This is a genomic window from Streptomyces sp. NPDC055189 (assembly GCF_053606765.1).
Genome location: NZ_JBSGSG010000039.1, coordinates 63,051 through 78,258, shown reverse-complemented (window position 1 = coordinate 78,258; position 15,208 = coordinate 63,051). Strand labels below are relative to the sequence as shown.

Annotated in this window: 14 protein-coding genes; 13 read left to right on the top strand and 1 reads right to left on the bottom strand. The window is 69.5% G+C overall.

Annotated features, from left to right (window positions below; all coding sequences use genetic code 11):
* Window positions 1-65: 65 nt before the first annotated feature.
* Window positions 66-566, bottom strand: coding sequence for a transcriptional regulator BldD (gene bldD, locus ACWFR3_RS25780; RefSeq protein ID WP_135330908.1), 501 nt, complete (start codon window positions 564-566; stop codon window positions 66-68).
* Window positions 567-764: 198 nt separating this feature from the next.
* Here bldD and pyrR point away from each other — a divergent pair, with 198 nt between their 5' ends.
* The 13 genes from pyrR (at window position 765) to metK (ending at window position 15,196) form a co-directional block, all read left to right on the top strand.
* Entirely contained in the window at window positions 765-1,337 is a 573-nt protein-coding gene (gene pyrR, locus ACWFR3_RS25775) for a bifunctional pyr operon transcriptional regulator/uracil phosphoribosyltransferase PyrR (protein WP_453736991.1), read from the top strand.
* Window positions 1,338-1,421: 84 nt separating this feature from the next.
* A complete protein-coding gene (locus tag ACWFR3_RS25770) occupies window positions 1,422-2,408 on the top strand; it encodes an aspartate carbamoyltransferase catalytic subunit (protein ID WP_453736995.1) in 987 nt (328 codons plus the stop codon).
* Window positions 2,409-2,411: 3 nt separating this feature from the next.
* Window positions 2,412-3,701 (top strand): dihydroorotase, encoded by a 1,290-nt coding sequence (locus tag ACWFR3_RS25765; protein ID WP_453736990.1) that lies wholly within the window; start codon window positions 2,412-2,414, stop codon window positions 3,699-3,701.
* Complete coding sequence (locus tag ACWFR3_RS25760; RefSeq protein WP_453736989.1) at window positions 3,698-4,294, top strand: PH-like domain-containing protein; 597 nt, start codon at window positions 3,698-3,700, stop codon at window positions 4,292-4,294. Before ACWFR3_RS25765 ends, ACWFR3_RS25760 begins: the two co-directional genes overlap by 4 nt.
* Window positions 4,291-5,439, top strand: coding sequence for a glutamine-hydrolyzing carbamoyl-phosphate synthase small subunit (gene carA / locus ACWFR3_RS25755; protein WP_453736988.1), 1,149 nt, complete (start codon window positions 4,291-4,293; stop codon window positions 5,437-5,439). Before ACWFR3_RS25760 ends, carA begins: the two co-directional genes overlap by 4 nt.
* On the top strand, window positions 5,432-8,740 hold the full coding sequence (gene carB / locus ACWFR3_RS25750) for a carbamoyl-phosphate synthase large subunit (protein WP_453736987.1): 3,309 nt from the start codon (window positions 5,432-5,434) through the stop codon (window positions 8,738-8,740). The genes carA and carB overlap by 8 nt, the downstream gene beginning before the upstream one ends.
* A gap of 62 nt (window positions 8,741-8,802) precedes the next feature.
* Window positions 8,803-9,909, top strand: a complete 1,107-nt coding sequence (locus tag ACWFR3_RS25745; RefSeq protein WP_453736986.1) for a quinone-dependent dihydroorotate dehydrogenase — start codon at window positions 8,803-8,805, stop codon at window positions 9,907-9,909.
* The gene (gene pyrF / locus ACWFR3_RS25740; RefSeq protein WP_453736985.1) at window positions 9,906-10,751 is read left to right on the top strand and encodes an orotidine-5'-phosphate decarboxylase; all 846 of its coding nucleotides are present in this window, start codon (window positions 9,906-9,908) and stop codon (window positions 10,749-10,751) included. Before ACWFR3_RS25745 ends, pyrF begins: the two co-directional genes overlap by 4 nt.
* A gap of 287 nt (window positions 10,752-11,038) precedes the next feature.
* On the top strand, window positions 11,039-11,362 hold the full coding sequence (locus tag ACWFR3_RS25735) for an integration host factor (RefSeq protein ID WP_005319887.1): 324 nt from the start codon (window positions 11,039-11,041) through the stop codon (window positions 11,360-11,362).
* 38 nt (window positions 11,363-11,400) lie between these two features.
* Window positions 11,401-11,994, top strand: a complete 594-nt coding sequence (gene gmk, locus ACWFR3_RS25730) for a guanylate kinase (RefSeq protein WP_389914760.1) — start codon at window positions 11,401-11,403, stop codon at window positions 11,992-11,994.
* 74 nt (window positions 11,995-12,068) lie between these two features.
* Window positions 12,069-12,341, top strand: coding sequence for a DNA-directed RNA polymerase subunit omega (gene rpoZ, locus ACWFR3_RS25725; RefSeq protein ID WP_005319902.1), 273 nt, complete (start codon window positions 12,069-12,071; stop codon window positions 12,339-12,341).
* Between the two features lie 119 nt (window positions 12,342-12,460).
* Window positions 12,461-13,672 (top strand): bifunctional phosphopantothenoylcysteine decarboxylase/phosphopantothenate--cysteine ligase CoaBC, encoded by a 1,212-nt coding sequence (gene coaBC / locus ACWFR3_RS25720; protein WP_453736984.1) that lies wholly within the window; start codon window positions 12,461-12,463, stop codon window positions 13,670-13,672.
* Window positions 13,673-13,987: 315 nt separating this feature from the next.
* A complete protein-coding gene (metK, locus tag ACWFR3_RS25715) occupies window positions 13,988-15,196 on the top strand; it encodes a methionine adenosyltransferase (RefSeq protein WP_453736983.1) in 1,209 nt (402 codons plus the stop codon).
* Window positions 15,197-15,208 lie beyond the last annotated feature (12 nt).

The window sequence follows — 15,208 nt, the reverse complement described above, 5'->3', positions numbered from 1 at the left end:
GGCCGGAACCCGATCGGTTCCGGCCACCCCGGCGTTACGTTTCTGCTCAGCTCTCCCTTGAGGGATCAGACGTCGTCGTGGGCGACGGCGCGGCGCGCGTCCGCGTCCAGGACGCCCCAGCTGATCAGCTGCTCGGTGAGAACCGAGGGCGACTGGTCATAGATCACGGCGAGGGTGCGCAGGTCGTCCTGGCGGATCGAGAGCACCTTGCCGTTGTAGTCACCGCGCTGCGACTGGATCGTGGCCGCGTAACGCTGCAGGGGCCCTGCCTTCTCGGCCGGGACGTGCGCCAGGCGCTCGAGGTCGAGCACGAGCTTGGGCGGCGGCTCGGCCGCGCCGCCCGGAGCGGTGCCGGGCAGCAGCTCCTGGACCGGGACGCCGTAGAAGTCCGCCAGCTCGGCGAGGCGCTGTACGGTCACGGCGCGGTCGCCGCGTTCGTACGAACCGACCACGACCGCCTTCCAGCGTCCCTGGGACTTTTCCTCGACACCGTGGAGGGAAAGGCCCTGCTGGGTACGGATGGCGCGGAGCTTGGCCCCGAGCTGTTTGGCGTATTCGCTGGACATATAGCTCCCCGGACGAAGAACGGTAACTCACTGTGAGGTTACGCAGCGTTACTTGGGTGCGTCAAGCCGAATGGTCCGTACCGCCCCCTCCGAGGGGGGTCGTGACCGGCGGTGTTGCCGTTGCTGGTAGCGTGGATGGCGCAATTTCGACGTCCTTTAAGGTCCGTCCCGTGAGGCGGAGAAGGAGGTCCGTTTCATATGGACTCGAACAACACGAACGAACCCGATGTCGCCCGGCCCGTGCTCGAAGGCCCGGACATCGCACGGGTGTTGACCCGTATCGCGCACGAGATCGTCGAGCGCGCCAAAGGCGCCGAAGACGTGGTGCTGCTCGGCATTCCCACCCGCGGGGTCTTCCTCGCCAGGCGACTCGCCGAGAAGCTCGAAGAAATCACCGGACGCAGTATCCCGGTTGGCTCACTCGACATCACGATGTACCGCGACGATCTGCGCATGCACCCGCCGCGCGCACTCGCCCGCACCGAGATCCCCGGTGACGGAATCGACGGCCGCCTGGTCGTCCTCGTCGACGACGTGCTCTTCTCCGGCCGCACCATCCGCGCCGCCCTCGACGGTCTCAACGACATCGGCCGTCCGCGCGCGGTGCAGCTCGCCGTCCTAGTCGACCGCGGCCACCGCGAACTCCCGATCCGCGCCGATTACGTCGGCAAGAACCTCCCCACGTCGCTGCGGGAGACGGTCAAGGTCCAGCTCGCCGAGGAGGACGGCCGCGACGCCGTGCTGCTCGGTGCCAAGCCCGCTTCCGCGTAGGACCGGCTTCCCCCCACGGGGCGCCGGGGCACACCCCTGCGCGCCCGCGTGCCCGCACACCTCCACATGACGGAGTACACCCAGATGATGCGACACCTCATCTCGGCCGCCGACCTCACCCGTGACGACGCCGTTCTCGTCCTCGACACCGCCGAGGAAATGGCCCGGGTCGCCGACCGGCCGATCAAGAAGCTTCCGGCCCTGCGCGGCCGCACGATCTGCAATCTGTTCTTCGAGGACTCCACCCGTACCCGGATCTCCTTCGAGGCCGCCGAGAAGCGCCTCTCCGCCGACGTCATCAACTTCGCCGCCAAGGGATCCAGCGTCTCCAAGGGCGAGTCCCTCAAGGACACCGCCCAGACCCTGGAGGCGATGGGCGTCGACGCCGTCGTCATCCGGCACGGCGCGTCCGGCGCCCCCTACCGCCTGGCCACCTCCGGCTGGATCGACGCCCCGGTGATCAACGCGGGCGACGGCACCCACCAGCACCCCACCCAGGCACTGCTCGACGCCTTCACCATGCGCCGCCGCCTCGTGGGCAGGGACGCGGGCCTCGGCAAGGACCTGAAGGGCAAGCGCATCACGCTCGTCGGCGACGTCCTGCACAGCCGCGTCGCGCGCTCGAACGTCGACCTCCTGCACACCCTGGGCGCCGAGGTGACCCTGGTCGCCCCGCCCACGCTCGTGCCGGTCGGCGTGGACACCTGGCCCTGCGACGTGTCGTACGACCTGGACCGGGTGCTCCCGGACTCCGACGCCGTGATGATGCTGCGCGTGCAGCGCGAGCGCATGAACGCCGCGTTCTTCCCCACCGAGCGCGAGTACTCGCGCCGCTACGGCCTGGACGGCGAGCGCATGGCGAAGATGCCCGGGCACGCCATCGTGATGCACCCCGGTCCGATGGTCCGCGGCATGGAGATCACCGCCGAGGTCGCCGACTCCGAGCGCTGCACGGTCATCGAGCAGGTCGCCAACGGCGTCCACACCCGGATGGCCGTCCTCTACCTGCTCCTGGGCGGGAACGAACCCGCCGTCACCCACACCCGCCCCACCGGTTCCGAGGAGAAGTAAGACATGAGCAAGACCCTGATCCGTGGTGCGAAGGTGCTCGGCGGCGAGCCGCAGGATGTCCTGATCGACGGCGAGACGATCCTCGAAGTGGCGACCGGCATCGAAGCGGGCGACGACGTGACCGTCGTGGAAGCCGAGGGCAAGATCCTGCTGCCCGGCCTCGTCGACCTGCACACCCACCTGCGCGAGCCCGGCCGCGAGGACTCCGAGACGGTCCTGACCGGTACGCGCGCCGCCGCCTCCGGCGGTTACACCGCCGTGTTCGCCATGGCCAACACCTTCCCCGTCGCCGACACCGCCGGCGTCGTCGAGCAGGTCTACCGCCTCGGCCAGGAGGGCGGATACGCCGACGTCCAGCCGATCGGCGCCGTCACCGTCGGCCTTGAGGGCAAGAAGCTCGCCGAGCTCGGCGCCATGCACGAGTCCGCGGCCGGCGTCACCGTCTTCTCCGACGACGGCAAGTGCGTCGACGACGCCGTGATCATGCGGCGCGCCCTGGAGTACGTGAAGGCCTTCGGCGGCGTCGTCGCCCAGCACGCGCAGGAGCCGCGCCTCACCGAGGGCGCCCAGATGAACGAGGGCATCGTCTCCGCGGAGCTGGGCCTGGGCGGCTGGCCCGCCGTCGCCGAGGAGTCGATCATCGCGCGTGACGTGCTGCTCGCCGAGCACGTCGGCTCGCGGGTGCACATCTGCCACCTCTCGACCGCCGGCTCCGTCGAGATCGTGCGCTGGGCCAAGTCGCGCGGCATCGACGTGACCGCCGAGGTCACCCCGCACCACCTGCTCCTGACCGACGAGATGGTCCGCTCGTACAACCCCGTCTACAAGGTCAACCCGCCGCTGCGCACCGAGCGCGACGTCATGGCGCTGCGCGAGGCCCTGGCCGACGGCACGATCGACATCGTGGCCACCGACCACGCCCCGCACCCGCACGAGGACAAGGACTGCGAGTGGGCCGCGGCCGCCATGGGCATGGTGGGCCTGGAGACCGCGCTCTCCGTCGTCCAGCAGACGATGGTCGAGACCGGCCTGCTGACCTGGGCCGCGGTCGCCGACCGGATGTCCGTCAAGCCCGCCGAGATCGGCCGGGCGACGGGCCACGGCCGCCCCGTCTCGGCTGGTGAGCCCGCGAACCTCACGCTCCTCGATCCGGCTTACCGTGGAGTCGTGGACCCCGCGGGCTTCGCTTCGCGCAGCGGCAACACCCCCTATGAGGGCCGTGAGCTGCCGGGCCGCGTGACGCACACGTGGCTGCGGGGCCGCGCCACGCTCGTCGACGGGAAGCTCGCGTGACCTCTCTGATCTCGGCCGCCGCAGGAAATGCCGCGACCATCGCCGCCGAACAGAAGTCGGCGGACGTGACGGACTGGGCCGCCCGTGCGGGCTGGGTCGTCGGCCTGCTGCTCTTCATCGCGCTCGTCTACTGGCTGATGCGCGAGGGCTGGAAGTGGCGCGGCACGCTCCAGGGCGACCTGCCGCCGCTTCCCGTGGTGCCGGATGACGCGGCCCCGGCGAAACTTGAGCTGACCGGCCGCTACCACGGCTCGACCACGGCAGGACAGTGGCTCGACCGCATCGTGGCGCACGGCCTCGGTACCCGCAGCCGCGTGGAGCTGACGCTCACGGACGCGGGCCTGAGCGTCGTACGCCCCGGCGCATCCGACTTCTTCGTCCCGGCCGAACAACTGCGTGAGGCCCGACTCGACAAGGGCATCGCCGGAAAGGTCCTCGCGGAGGGCGGTCTGCTGATCGTCACCTGGGAGCACGGCGAGAAGCTGCTCGACTCGGGCTTCCGCTCGGACCACGCGGCCGAGCAGGCCGAGTGGGTCGAGGCCATCAACAACATGATCAACACGACCAGCACGACGGAAGGCACCGCACGATGACGACCTCCACCAGGGGAGCCGCCAAGACTCCCGCCGTACTCGTCCTGGAGGACGGCCGCATCTTCCGCGGCCGTGCCTACGGGGCCGTGGGGGAGACCTTCGGCGAAGCGGTGTTCTCCACCGGCATGACCGGCTACCAGGAGACCCTCACCGACCCCTCGTACCACCGCCAGGTCGTCGTCATGACGGCCCCGCACGTCGGCAACACGGGCGTGAACGACGAGGACGACGAGTCCGCCCGCATCTGGGTCTCCGGCTACGTCGTGCGCGACCCCGCGCGCGTGCCCTCCAACTGGCGCGCCAAGCGCTCGCTCGACGAGCAGCTCGCGAACCAGGGCGTCGTCGGCATCTCCGGCATCGACACCCGCGCCCTCACCCGCCACCTGCGCGAGCGCGGCGCGATGCGCGTCGGCATCTTCTCCGGCGAGGCGTTCGCCGGCGCCGGCGACGACGACCTGCTCGCCAAGGTGCAGGCGGCCCCGCAGATGAAGGGCGCCGACCTCTCCGCCGAGGTCGCCACCAAGGAGACGTACGTCGTCCCCGCGATCGGCACCAAGAAGTTCACCGTCGCCGCCGTGGACCTCGGCATCAAGGGCATGACCCCGCAGCGCATGGCCGAACGCGGCATCGAGGTGCACGTCCTGCCCGCCACCGCCACGGTCGAAGACGTGTACGCGGTCAACCCCGACGGGGTGTTCTTCTCGAACGGGCCCGGCGACCCGGCCACCGCGGACCACCCGGTCTCCGTCATGCAGGGCGTCCTGGAGCGCAAGACCCCGCTCTTCGGCATCTGCTTCGGCAACCAGATCCTCGGCCGCGCCCTCGGCTTCGGCACCTTCAAGCTGAAGTACGGCCACCGCGGCATCAACCAGCCGGTGCAGGACCGCACGACCGGCAAGGTCGAGGTCACCGCGCACAACCACGGCTTCGCTGTCGACGCGCCCCTCGACAAGGTCTCCGACACCCCCTACGGGCGTGCCGAGGTCTCCCACGTATGCCTGAACGACCAGGTGGTGGAGGGGCTCCAGCTCCTCGACCAGCCCGCGTTCAGCGTCCAGTACCACCCCGAGGCGGCTGCGGGCCCGCACGACGCCGCGTACCTCTTCGACCGCTTCGTAACCCTGATGGAGGGCCAGCGTGCCTAAGCGCTCCGATATCCAGTCCGTCCTGGTCATCGGCTCCGGCCCGATCGTCATCGGCCAGGCAGCGGAGTTCGACTACTCCGGCACCCAGGCCTGCCGCGTGCTCAAGGCCGAGGGCCTGCGCGTCATCCTGGTCAACTCGAACCCGGCGACGATCATGACCGACCCGGAGATCGCCGACGCGACCTACGTCGAGCCGATCACCCCCGAGTTCGTCGAGAAGATCATCGCCAAGGAGCGCCCCGACGCGCTGCTCCCCACCCTCGGCGGCCAGACCGCGCTCAACACCGCGATCTCCATGCACGACCAGGGCGTCCTGGAGAAGTACGGCGTGGAGCTCATCGGCGCCAACGTCGAGGCGATCAACAAGGGCGAGGACCGAGACCTCTTCAAGGGCGTCGTCGAAGAGGTCAACAAGAAGATCGGGCTCGGCGAGTCCGCCCGCTCGTACATCTGCCACTCCATGGACGACGTCCTCAAGGGCGTCGACGAGCTCGGCGGCTACCCCGTCGTCGTCCGGCCCTCCTTCACCATGGGCGGCGCGGGCTCCGGCTTCGCGCACGACGAGGAGGAGCTGCGCCGCATCGCCGGACAGGGCCTCACGCTCTCGCCGACCACCGAGGTGCTCCTTGAGGAGTCCATCCTCGGCTGGAAGGAGTACGAGCTGGAGCTGATGCGCGACAAGAACGACAACGTCGTGGTCGTCTGCTCCATCGAGAACTTCGACCCGATGGGCGTGCACACCGGCGACTCGATCACCGTCGCGCCCGCGATGACGCTGACCGACCGCGAGTACCAGGACCTGCGTGACGTCGGCATCGCGATCATCCGTGAGGTCGGCGTCGACACCGGCGGCTGCAACATCCAGTTCGCCATCGACCCGACGGACGGCCGGGTCATCGTCATCGAGATGAACCCGCGTGTCTCGCGGTCTTCCGCGCTCGCGTCGAAGGCCACCGGATTCCCGATCGCGAAGATCGCCGCGAAGCTGGCCGTCGGCTACACGCTGGACGAGATCCCGAACGACATCACCGAGAAGACCCCGGCCTCCTTCGAGCCGACCCTCGACTACGTAGTGGTCAAGGCGCCGCGTTTCGCCTTCGAGAAGTTCCCCTCGGCGGACTCGACCCTGACGACCACCATGAAGTCGGTCGGCGAGGCCATGGCGATCGGCCGCAACTTCACCGAGGCGCTGCAGAAGGCGCTGCGGTCCCTGGAGAAGAAGGGCTCACAGTTCACCTTCGTGGGCGAGCCCGGCGACAAGGCCGAGCTCCTGGCGGAGGCGATCCGTCCGACCGACGGGCGCATCAACTCCGTCATGCAGGCCATCCGCGCCGGCGCGACGCCCGAGGAGGTCTTCGAGTCCACGAAGATCGACCCGTGGTTCGTCGACCAGCTCTTCCTGATCAAGGAGATCGCGGACGAGCTGGCCGCCGCCGAGCGCCTGGACGCCGACCTGCTGGCCGAGGCCAAGCGGCACGGCTTCTCCGACCACCAGATCGCGGAGATCCGCGGCCTGCGCGAGGACGTCGTGCGCGAGGTGCGCCACGCGCTGGGGGTGCGCCCGGTCTACAAGACGGTCGACACCTGCGCCGCCGAGTTCGCCGCGAAGACGCCGTACTTCTACTCCTCGTACGACGAGGAGAACGAGGTCGCCAAGCGCGAGAAGCCCGCGGTCATCATCCTGGGCTCCGGCCCCAACCGCATCGGCCAGGGCATCGAGTTCGACTACTCCTGCGTCCACGCCTCCTTCGCGCTGAGCGACGCGGGCTACGAGACCGTGATGGTCAACTGCAACCCCGAGACCGTCTCGACGGACTACGACACCTCCGACCGCCTGTACTTCGAGCCGCTGACGCTCGAAGACGTCCTGGAGATCGTCAACGTAGAGGCGCAGGCAGGTCCGATCGCGGGCGTCATCGTCCAGCTCGGCGGCCAGACCCCGCTCGGCCTCGCGCAGGCCCTCAAGGACAACGGCGTGCCGGTCGTGGGCACCTCGCCCGAGGCCATCCACGCCGCCGAGGACCGCGGAGCCTTCGGCCGCGTGCTCGCCGAGGCCGGTCTCCCCGCGCCCAAGCACGGCACCGCCACCACCTTCGCCGAGGCCAAGGCCATCGCCGACGAGATCGGCTACCCCGTCCTCGTCCGCCCCTCGTACGTGCTCGGCGGCCGCGGCATGGAGATCGTCTACGACGAGACCCGCCTCTCCGCGTACATCGAGGAGTCCACCGAGATCAGCCCCTCGCGGCCGGTCCTGGTCGACCGCTTCCTGGACGACGCGATCGAGATCGACGTGGACGCGCTCTACGACGGCGAGGAGCTCTACCTCGGCGGCGTCATGGAGCACATCGAGGAGGCCGGCATCCACTCCGGCGACTCGGCGTGCGCGCTGCCCCCGATCACGCTCGGCGGCTTCGACATCAAGCGCCTGCGCGCCTCCACGGAGGGCATCGCCAAGGGCGTCGGCGTGCGCGGCCTCATCAACATCCAGTTCGCGATGGCCGGGGACATCCTCTACGTCCTCGAGGCCAACCCGCGCGCCTCGCGCACCGTCCCCTTCACCTCGAAGGCGACCGCGGTGCCGCTGGCCAAGGCCGCCGCGCGCATCTCGCTCGGCGCGACCGTCGCCGAGCTGCGCGCCGAGGGCATGCTCCCGGCGAACGGCGACGGCGGCACGCTGCCGATGGACGCGCCGATCTCGGTCAAGGAAGCCGTCATGCCGTGGTCGCGCTTCCGCGACATCCACGGGCGCGGCGTCGACACCGTCCTGGGCCCGGAGATGCGCTCCACCGGCGAGGTCATGGGCATCGACTCGGTGTTCGGCACGGCCTACGCCAAGTCGCAGGCCGGCGCCTACGGCCCGCTGCCGACCAAGGGCCGCGCCTTCATCTCGGTGGCCAACCGCGACAAGCGCTCGATGATCTTCCCGGCGCGCGAGCTGGTCGCGCACGGCTTCGAGCTGCTCGCCACGTCCGGCACGGCCGAGGTCCTCAAGCGCAACGGCATCAACGCCACGATCGTGCGCAAGCAGAGCGAGGGCGAGGGCCCGAACGGCGAGAAGACGATCGTCCAGCTGATCCACGACGGCGGCGTCGACCTCATCGTCAACACCCCGTACGGCACCGGCGGCCGCCTCGACGGCTACGACATCCGTACGGCGGCGGTCTCCCGCTCCGTGCCCTGCCTCACCACGGTCCAGGCGCTCGCCGCCGCCGTCCAGGGCATCGACGCGCTCAACCACGGGGACGTCGGCGTCCGTTCACTGCAGGAACACGCGGAGCATCTGACCGCGGCCCGCGACTAGCAGCCCACCAGGGGGACACCGATCCGGTGTCCCCCTTCTGGTGAGAACACCGAGGACCCACCATGTACAAGTTCTTCTTCAACCTCGTCTTCAAGCGCATGGACCCGGAGCAGGCCCACTACACGGCCTTCCGCTGGATCCGGCTCGCGGCCCGCGTCCCCGTCCTGCGCACGTTCGTCGCCGCCGCCCTCGCGCCGCGCCACAAGGAGCTGCGCACCGAGGCCCTCGGCCTTCGCATGCACGGCCCCTTCGGGCTCGCCGCGGGCTTCGACAAGAACGCCGTGGCGATCGACGGCATGTCGATGCTGGGCTTCGACCACATCGAGATCGGCACCGTCACGGGGGAGCCGCAGCCCGGCAACCCCAAGAAGCGTCTCTTCCGCCTCGTGCAGGACCGTGCGCTGATCAACCGCATGGGCTTCAACAACGAGGGCTCCGCGGCCGTCGCGGAGCGCCTGGGCGCCCGCAGGGCCGTCTTCAAGACGGTCGTGGGCGTGAACATCGGCAAGACCAAGGTCGTCCCCGAGGAGGAGGCCGCCGCCGACTACGTGAAGTCGACCGAGCGGCTCGCCGCCCACGCCGACTACCTCGTGGTCAACGTGTCGTCGCCGAACACCCCCGGCCTGCGCAACCTCCAGGCCACCGAGTCGCTGCGGCCGCTCCTGACCGCCGTGCGCGAGGCGGCGGACCGCAGCGTCACCGGGCGCCGCGTGCCGCTCCTCGTGAAGATCGCCCCCGACCTCGCGGACGAGGACATCGACGCGGTCGCCGACCTGGCCGTAGAGCTCGGCCTCGACGGCATCATCGCCACGAACACGACCATCGCGCGCGAGGGCCTCGGTTTGCGATCCGAACCTTCGCTCTACGGAGAAACCGGCGGTCTGTCCGGAGCGCCCCTCAAGGAGCGCTCCCTGGAGGTCCTGCGCCGCCTCTACGCGCGCGTGGGCGACCGCATCACGCTCGTGGGCGTCGGCGGCATCGAGAACGCCGAGGACGCCTGGCAGCGCATCCTCGCGGGCGCCACCCTGGTGCAGGGCTACAGCGCCTTCATCTACGAAGGACCCTTCTGGGCCCGCGCGATCCACAAGGGGCTCGCCGCCCGCCTGAACACCTCCCCGTACGCCACGCTCGCCGAGGCCGTCGGCGCCGACGCAAGGAAGCCCGCATGAGTGCTCTTGAACCCTTCGGTACGCGCCTCCGTCACGCCATGGACGAGCGCGGGCCCCTCTGCGTCGGCATCGACCCGCACGCCTCCCTGCTGTCCGCCTGGGGCCTGAACGACGACGTCGCGGGCCTGGAGAAGTTCACCGGGACCGTCGTCGAGGCGCTCGCCGGGAGCGTCGCGGTGTTCAAGCCGCAGAGCGCGTTCTTCGAGCGCTTCGGCTCGCGCGGCATCGCCGTCCTGGAGAAGGCGGTCGCGGAGCTGCGCGCGGCCGGCGCCCTGGTGGTCATGGACGCCAAGCGCGGCGACATCGGCTCCACCATGGCCGCGTACGCGGAGACCTTCCTGCACAAGGACTCGCCGCTGTTCTCCGACGCCCTCACCGTCTCGCCCTACCTCGGATACGGCTCGCTGAAGCCCGCCGTCGACCTCGCGCGCGAGAACGGCACCGGGCTCTTCGTGCTCGCCCTCACCTCCAACCCCGAGGGCGCCGAGGTGCAGCACGCGGTGCGCGAGGACGGCCGCACGATCGGCGCGACGATGCTCGCGCACCTGGCCGCCGAGAACGCGGGCGCGCAGCCCCTGGGGTCCTTCGGCGCCGTCGTCGGGGCGACGCTCGGCGACCTGTCCTCGTACGACCTCGCGGTCAACGGTCCGCTGCTCGCTCCCGGCATCGGGGCGCAGGGTGCCACTCCCGCGGATCTGCCGGGTGTCTTCGGGGACGCCGTGCGCAACGTCGTGCCGAGCGTCAGCCGGGGTGTCCTGCGTCACGGTCCCGATGCGAAGGGTCTTCGCGCCGCGGCGAGCCGATTCGCGGACGAGATCCGTGAGGCCGTCGCCTCCGCCTGAGGGTCGGCCGAGGGCGATTTTCCGTCTTCGAACGACGTGTCCGGCCACGTCCTTACGTTTCGCTGATGGCTCACCAGGCCAAATCCGGGGTGAATTGCCCGAAATGTACACCTCGACAGAGGCTGACCAGGACTTTTCGTCTGTTCTCGCTGACTCCGGCGGCCATGCCCGCTAGTCTCCGACGAGAGCGAACGGGCAAGCGCGTTGCACGTTGCTCACCAGGTGTGGGGCGACTAGGTTCCTCACCGGTCCGTATCCGACAGTTCGACATCCGAGGTGACGTAGGCGTGGCTCTTCCGCCCCTTACCCCTGAACAGCGCGCAGCCGCGCTCGAAAAGGCCGCCGCGGCTCGCCGGGAGCGGGCCGAGGTCAAGAATCGACTCAAGCACTCCGGCGCCTCGCTTCATGAGGTCATCAAGCAGGGTCAGGAGAACGATGTCATCGGCAAGATGAAGGTCTCCGCCCTCCTGGAGTCCCTGCCGGGCGTGGGCAAGGTCCGCGCCAAGCAGATCATGGAGCGTCTTGGCATCTCCGAGAGCCGCCGTGTGCGGGGTCTCGGCTCCAACCAGATCGCCTCCTTGGAGCGTGAGTTCGGTGGTGGCGCTGCCTGACGTTCTCAGGCACTCCTGAGAACCTGGATAATCGCTGCATGGCTGCAACATCCCGGGGGACGACCCCCGTGCCCCCGGACGTACGTCCGCGGCTGACCGTGCTCTCCGGCCCCTCCGGGGTCGGCAAGAGCACGGTCGTCGCGCATATGCGCAAAGAACACCCCGAGGTCTGGCTCTCGGTCTCGGCCACCACGCGCAAGCCGCGCCCCGGCGAGAAGCACGGTGTCCACTACTTCTTCGTCTCCGACGAAGAGATGGACAAGCTGATCGCCAACAGCGAGCTGCTCGAATGGGCCGAGTTCGCGGGCAACCGCTACGGCACCCCCCGGGGCGCCGTCCTCGAACGCCTCGAGGCGGGCGAGCCCGTCCTGCTGGAGATCGATCTGCAGGGCGCACGCCTGGTCCGCGAGTCGATGTCCGAGGCCCAGCTGGTCTTCCTCGCCCCGCCGAGCTGGGAGGAGCTGGTCCGCCGGCTCACCGGCCGCGGGACCGAGGAGCCCGTGGTGATCGAGCGCAGGCTCGCCGCGGCGAAGATCGAACTCGCCGCCGAGGCCGAGTTCGACACCACCCTGGTCAATACCTCCGTCGAGGACGTGGCACGTGAGCTGCTAGCCTTGATGAAAGTTGTTTGATCTTCTTCATCCTCAGTAATCCGGTTTGATCTTCCATTTCCATTCGAAGGTCGAGCCCCATCGGAAGGCAGAGAGTGTCCTCTTCCATCACTGCGCCCGAGGGCATCATCAACCCGCCGATTGATGAGCTCCTCGAAGCAACCGACTCGAAGTACAGCCTCGTGATCTACGCCGCCAAGCGCGCGCGCCAGATCAACGCGTACTACTCGCAGCTCGGTGAGGGTCTGCTGGAGTACGTCGGCCCGCTGGTGGACACGCACGTCCACGAGAAGCCGCTCTCCATCGCGCTCCGTGAGATCAACGCGGGTCTGCTGACGTCCGAGGCCATCGAGGGCCCGGCTCAGTAGTCGCATTTCTTTTCTTGCAGTTTTTTCACCACAGGCCCGGCAGCGCGACTGCCGGGCCTGTGGTGTGTCATGGAGTCGTACGTTCCCCGATCCGGGGATCACAAGTGCGGGGAGGCACGGTGGGCAAGCCCAAGGTCGTTTTGGGGGTCAGCGGCGGTATCGCCGCGTACAAGGCCTGTGAGCTGCTGCGGCGGCTGACCGAATCGGGCCATGACGTGCGCGTCGTGCCGACCGATTCGGCGCTCCACTTCGTGGGGGAGGCGACCTGGTCGGCGCTGTCCGGCAACCCGGTCTCGACCGAGGTGTGGGAGTCCGTCCACGAGGTGCCGCACGTGCGGATCGGCCAGTCCGCCGACGTCGTGATCGTCGCCCCCGCGACTGCCGACATGATGGCGAAGGCGGCCCACGGCCTCGCCGACGACCTCCTGACGAACACCCTCCTCACCGCCCGCTGTCCGGTGATCTTCGCGCCCGCCATGCACACGGAGATGTGGGAGCACCCGGCCACGCAGGAGAACGTCGCCACGCTGCGCCGCCGCGGCGCCCTCGTCGTCGAGCCCGCCGTCGGCCGCCTCACCGGCGTGGACACGGGCAAGGGCCGCTTCCCGGACCCGGTCGAGCTCTTCGAAGTCGTACGCCGTGTCCTGGCGCGCGGCGATCTCGCCCGGGACCTCACCGGGCGGCATGTCGTCGTCAGCGCGGGCGGCACGCGCGAGCCGCTCGACCCCGTCCGCTTCCTGGGCAACCGCTCCTCCGGCAAGCAGGGGTACGCCCTCGCCAGCAGCGCCGCGGCGCGCGGCGCCCGCGTCACGCTCGTGTCGGCCAACGCGGCGCTGCCCGCACCGGCGGGCGTCGACATCCTGCCGGTCGGCACGGCCGTCCAGCTCCGCGAGGCGGTTCTCAAGGCGTCCGCGGACGCCGATGCCGTGGTGATGGCGGCGGCCGTGGCCGATTTCCGCCCCGAGACGTACGCGGCCGGAAAGATCAAGAAGAAGGACGGCCAGGAGCAGCCCCCCATCGCCCTGGTCCGCAACCCCGACATCCTCGCGGAGATCGCCGGTGACCGGCCGCGCCCCGGCCAGGTCGTCGTCGGTTTCGCCGCCGAGACGGACGACGTGCTCGCCAACGGCCGCGCCAAGCTGGAACGCAAGGGCTGCGACCTGCTCGTCGTCAACGAAGTGGGCGAGCGCAAGACGTTCGGCTCCGAGGAGAACGAGGCGGTCGTGCTCGGTGCCGACGGCAGTGAGACCCCCGTGCCGTACGGCCCCAAGGAAGCGCTCGCGGACATCGTCTGGGATCTCGTCGCCGAACGACTGCCGAAGAATTCCTGAAAAAGCCGGGGTGACCCGCGGGTGCTGCCGCCTTCGCCGGAGCCTCACTGGAACCCTGGTGGAATCGTTGGCCCGAATGTCACATTCGCCCCATTGGGTGCCCCAAACCCGTGAAATTCGGGCGCGGGGCCCTCTGGTGGAGACCGATCGTCGTACCGCACAATGCAGTGCCGCAGGTCACAGCACTCCCAAGTGGCGAGACACGTGGTCCGGCGGCCGAGTGCGACCGATAAACTGGTCTCGGACGACGCCGGGCGCAGCCCCCGGCCGTCCACCAATGATCAGCCAGCAGCCGCTGCAACCACAGGGAGCGATGTGTCCCGCCGTCTCTTCACCTCGGAGTCCGTGACCGAGGGTCACCCCGACAAGATCGCTGACCAGATCAGCGACACCATTCTCGACGCCCTTCTGCGGGAGGACCCGAAATCCCGGGTCGCCGTGGAGACGTTGATCACCACCGGCCTGGTGCACGTGGCCGGCGAGGTGACCACCAAGGCGTACGCGCCGATCGCGCAGCTGGTCCGCGACAAGATCCTCGAGATCGGATACGACTCCTCGAAGAAGGGCTTCGACGGCGCCTCCTGTGGCGTCTCGGTGTCCATCGGTTCGCAGTCCGCCGACATCGCGCAGGGCGTCGACACGGCGTACGAGAAGCGTGTCGAGGGCGACGAGGACGAGCTCGACAAGCAGGGCGCGGGCGACCAGGGCCTGATGTTCGGCTACGCCTGCGACGAGACCCCGGAGCTGATGCCGCTCCCGATCCACCTCGCGCACCGTCTCTCGCGCCGCCTGTCCGAGGTCCGCAAGAACGGGACCATCCCGTACCTGCGCCCCGACGGCAAGACCCAGGTCACCATCGAGTACGACGGCGACAAGGCCGTCCGCCTCGACACGGTCGTGGTCTCCTCGCAGCACGCATCGGACATCGACCTGGACTCGCTCCTGGCCCCCGACATCCGCGAATTCGTGGTCGAGGCCGAGCTGAAGGCCCTCCTCGAGGACGGCATCAAGCTGGAGACCGAGGGCTACCGCCTCCTGGTCAACCCGACCGGACGCTTCGAGATCGGCGGCCCGATGGGCGACGCCGGCCTCACCGGCCGCAAGATCATCATCGACACGTACGGCGGCATGGCCCGCCACGGCGGCGGCGCCTTCTCCGGCAAGGACCCGTCCAAGGTCGACCGCTCGGCCGCCTACGCCATGCGCTGGGTCGCCAAGAACGTGGTCGCGGCAGGCCTCGCGGCCCGCTGCGAGGTCCAGGTCGCCTACGCGATCGGCAAGGCCGAGCCGGTGGGCCTGTTCGTGGAGACGTTCGGCACGGCCACGGTCGACACCGACAAGATCGAGGCCGCCATCTCCGAGGTCTTCGACCTGCGCCCGGCCGCGATCATCCGCGACCTGGACCTGCTCCGCCCGATCTACGCCCAGACCGCCGCGTACGGCCACTTCGGCCGGGCGATCCCCGACTTCACGTGGGAGCGCACGGACCGCGTGGACGCGCTGCGCAAGGCCGCGGGGCTGTAAGGCTCCTTCGCC

Excerpts from the sequence above, each read along its gene's own strand:
- ACWFR3_RS25770 (WP_453736995.1), top strand. The coding sequence starts at position 1,422 with ATGATGCGACACCTCATCTCGGCCGCCGACCTCACCCGTGACGACGCC.
- ACWFR3_RS25745 (WP_453736986.1), top strand. The coding sequence starts at position 8,803 with ATGTACAAGTTCTTCTTCAACCTCGTCTTCAAGCGCATGGACCCGGAG.
- bldD (WP_135330908.1), bottom strand. The coding sequence starts at position 566 with ATGTCCAGCGAATACGCCAAACAGCTCGGGGCCAAGCTCCGCGCCATC.
- carA (WP_453736988.1), top strand. The coding sequence starts at position 4,291 with ATGACGACCTCCACCAGGGGAGCCGCCAAGACTCCCGCCGTACTCGTC.
- gmk (WP_389914760.1), top strand. The coding sequence starts at position 11,401 with ATGGCTGCAACATCCCGGGGGACGACCCCCGTGCCCCCGGACGTACGT.
- pyrF (WP_453736985.1), top strand. The coding sequence starts at position 9,906 with ATGAGTGCTCTTGAACCCTTCGGTACGCGCCTCCGTCACGCCATGGAC.
- pyrR (WP_453736991.1), top strand. The coding sequence starts at position 765 with ATGGACTCGAACAACACGAACGAACCCGATGTCGCCCGGCCCGTGCTC.
- ACWFR3_RS25765 (WP_453736990.1), top strand. The coding sequence starts at position 2,412 with ATGAGCAAGACCCTGATCCGTGGTGCGAAGGTGCTCGGCGGCGAGCCG.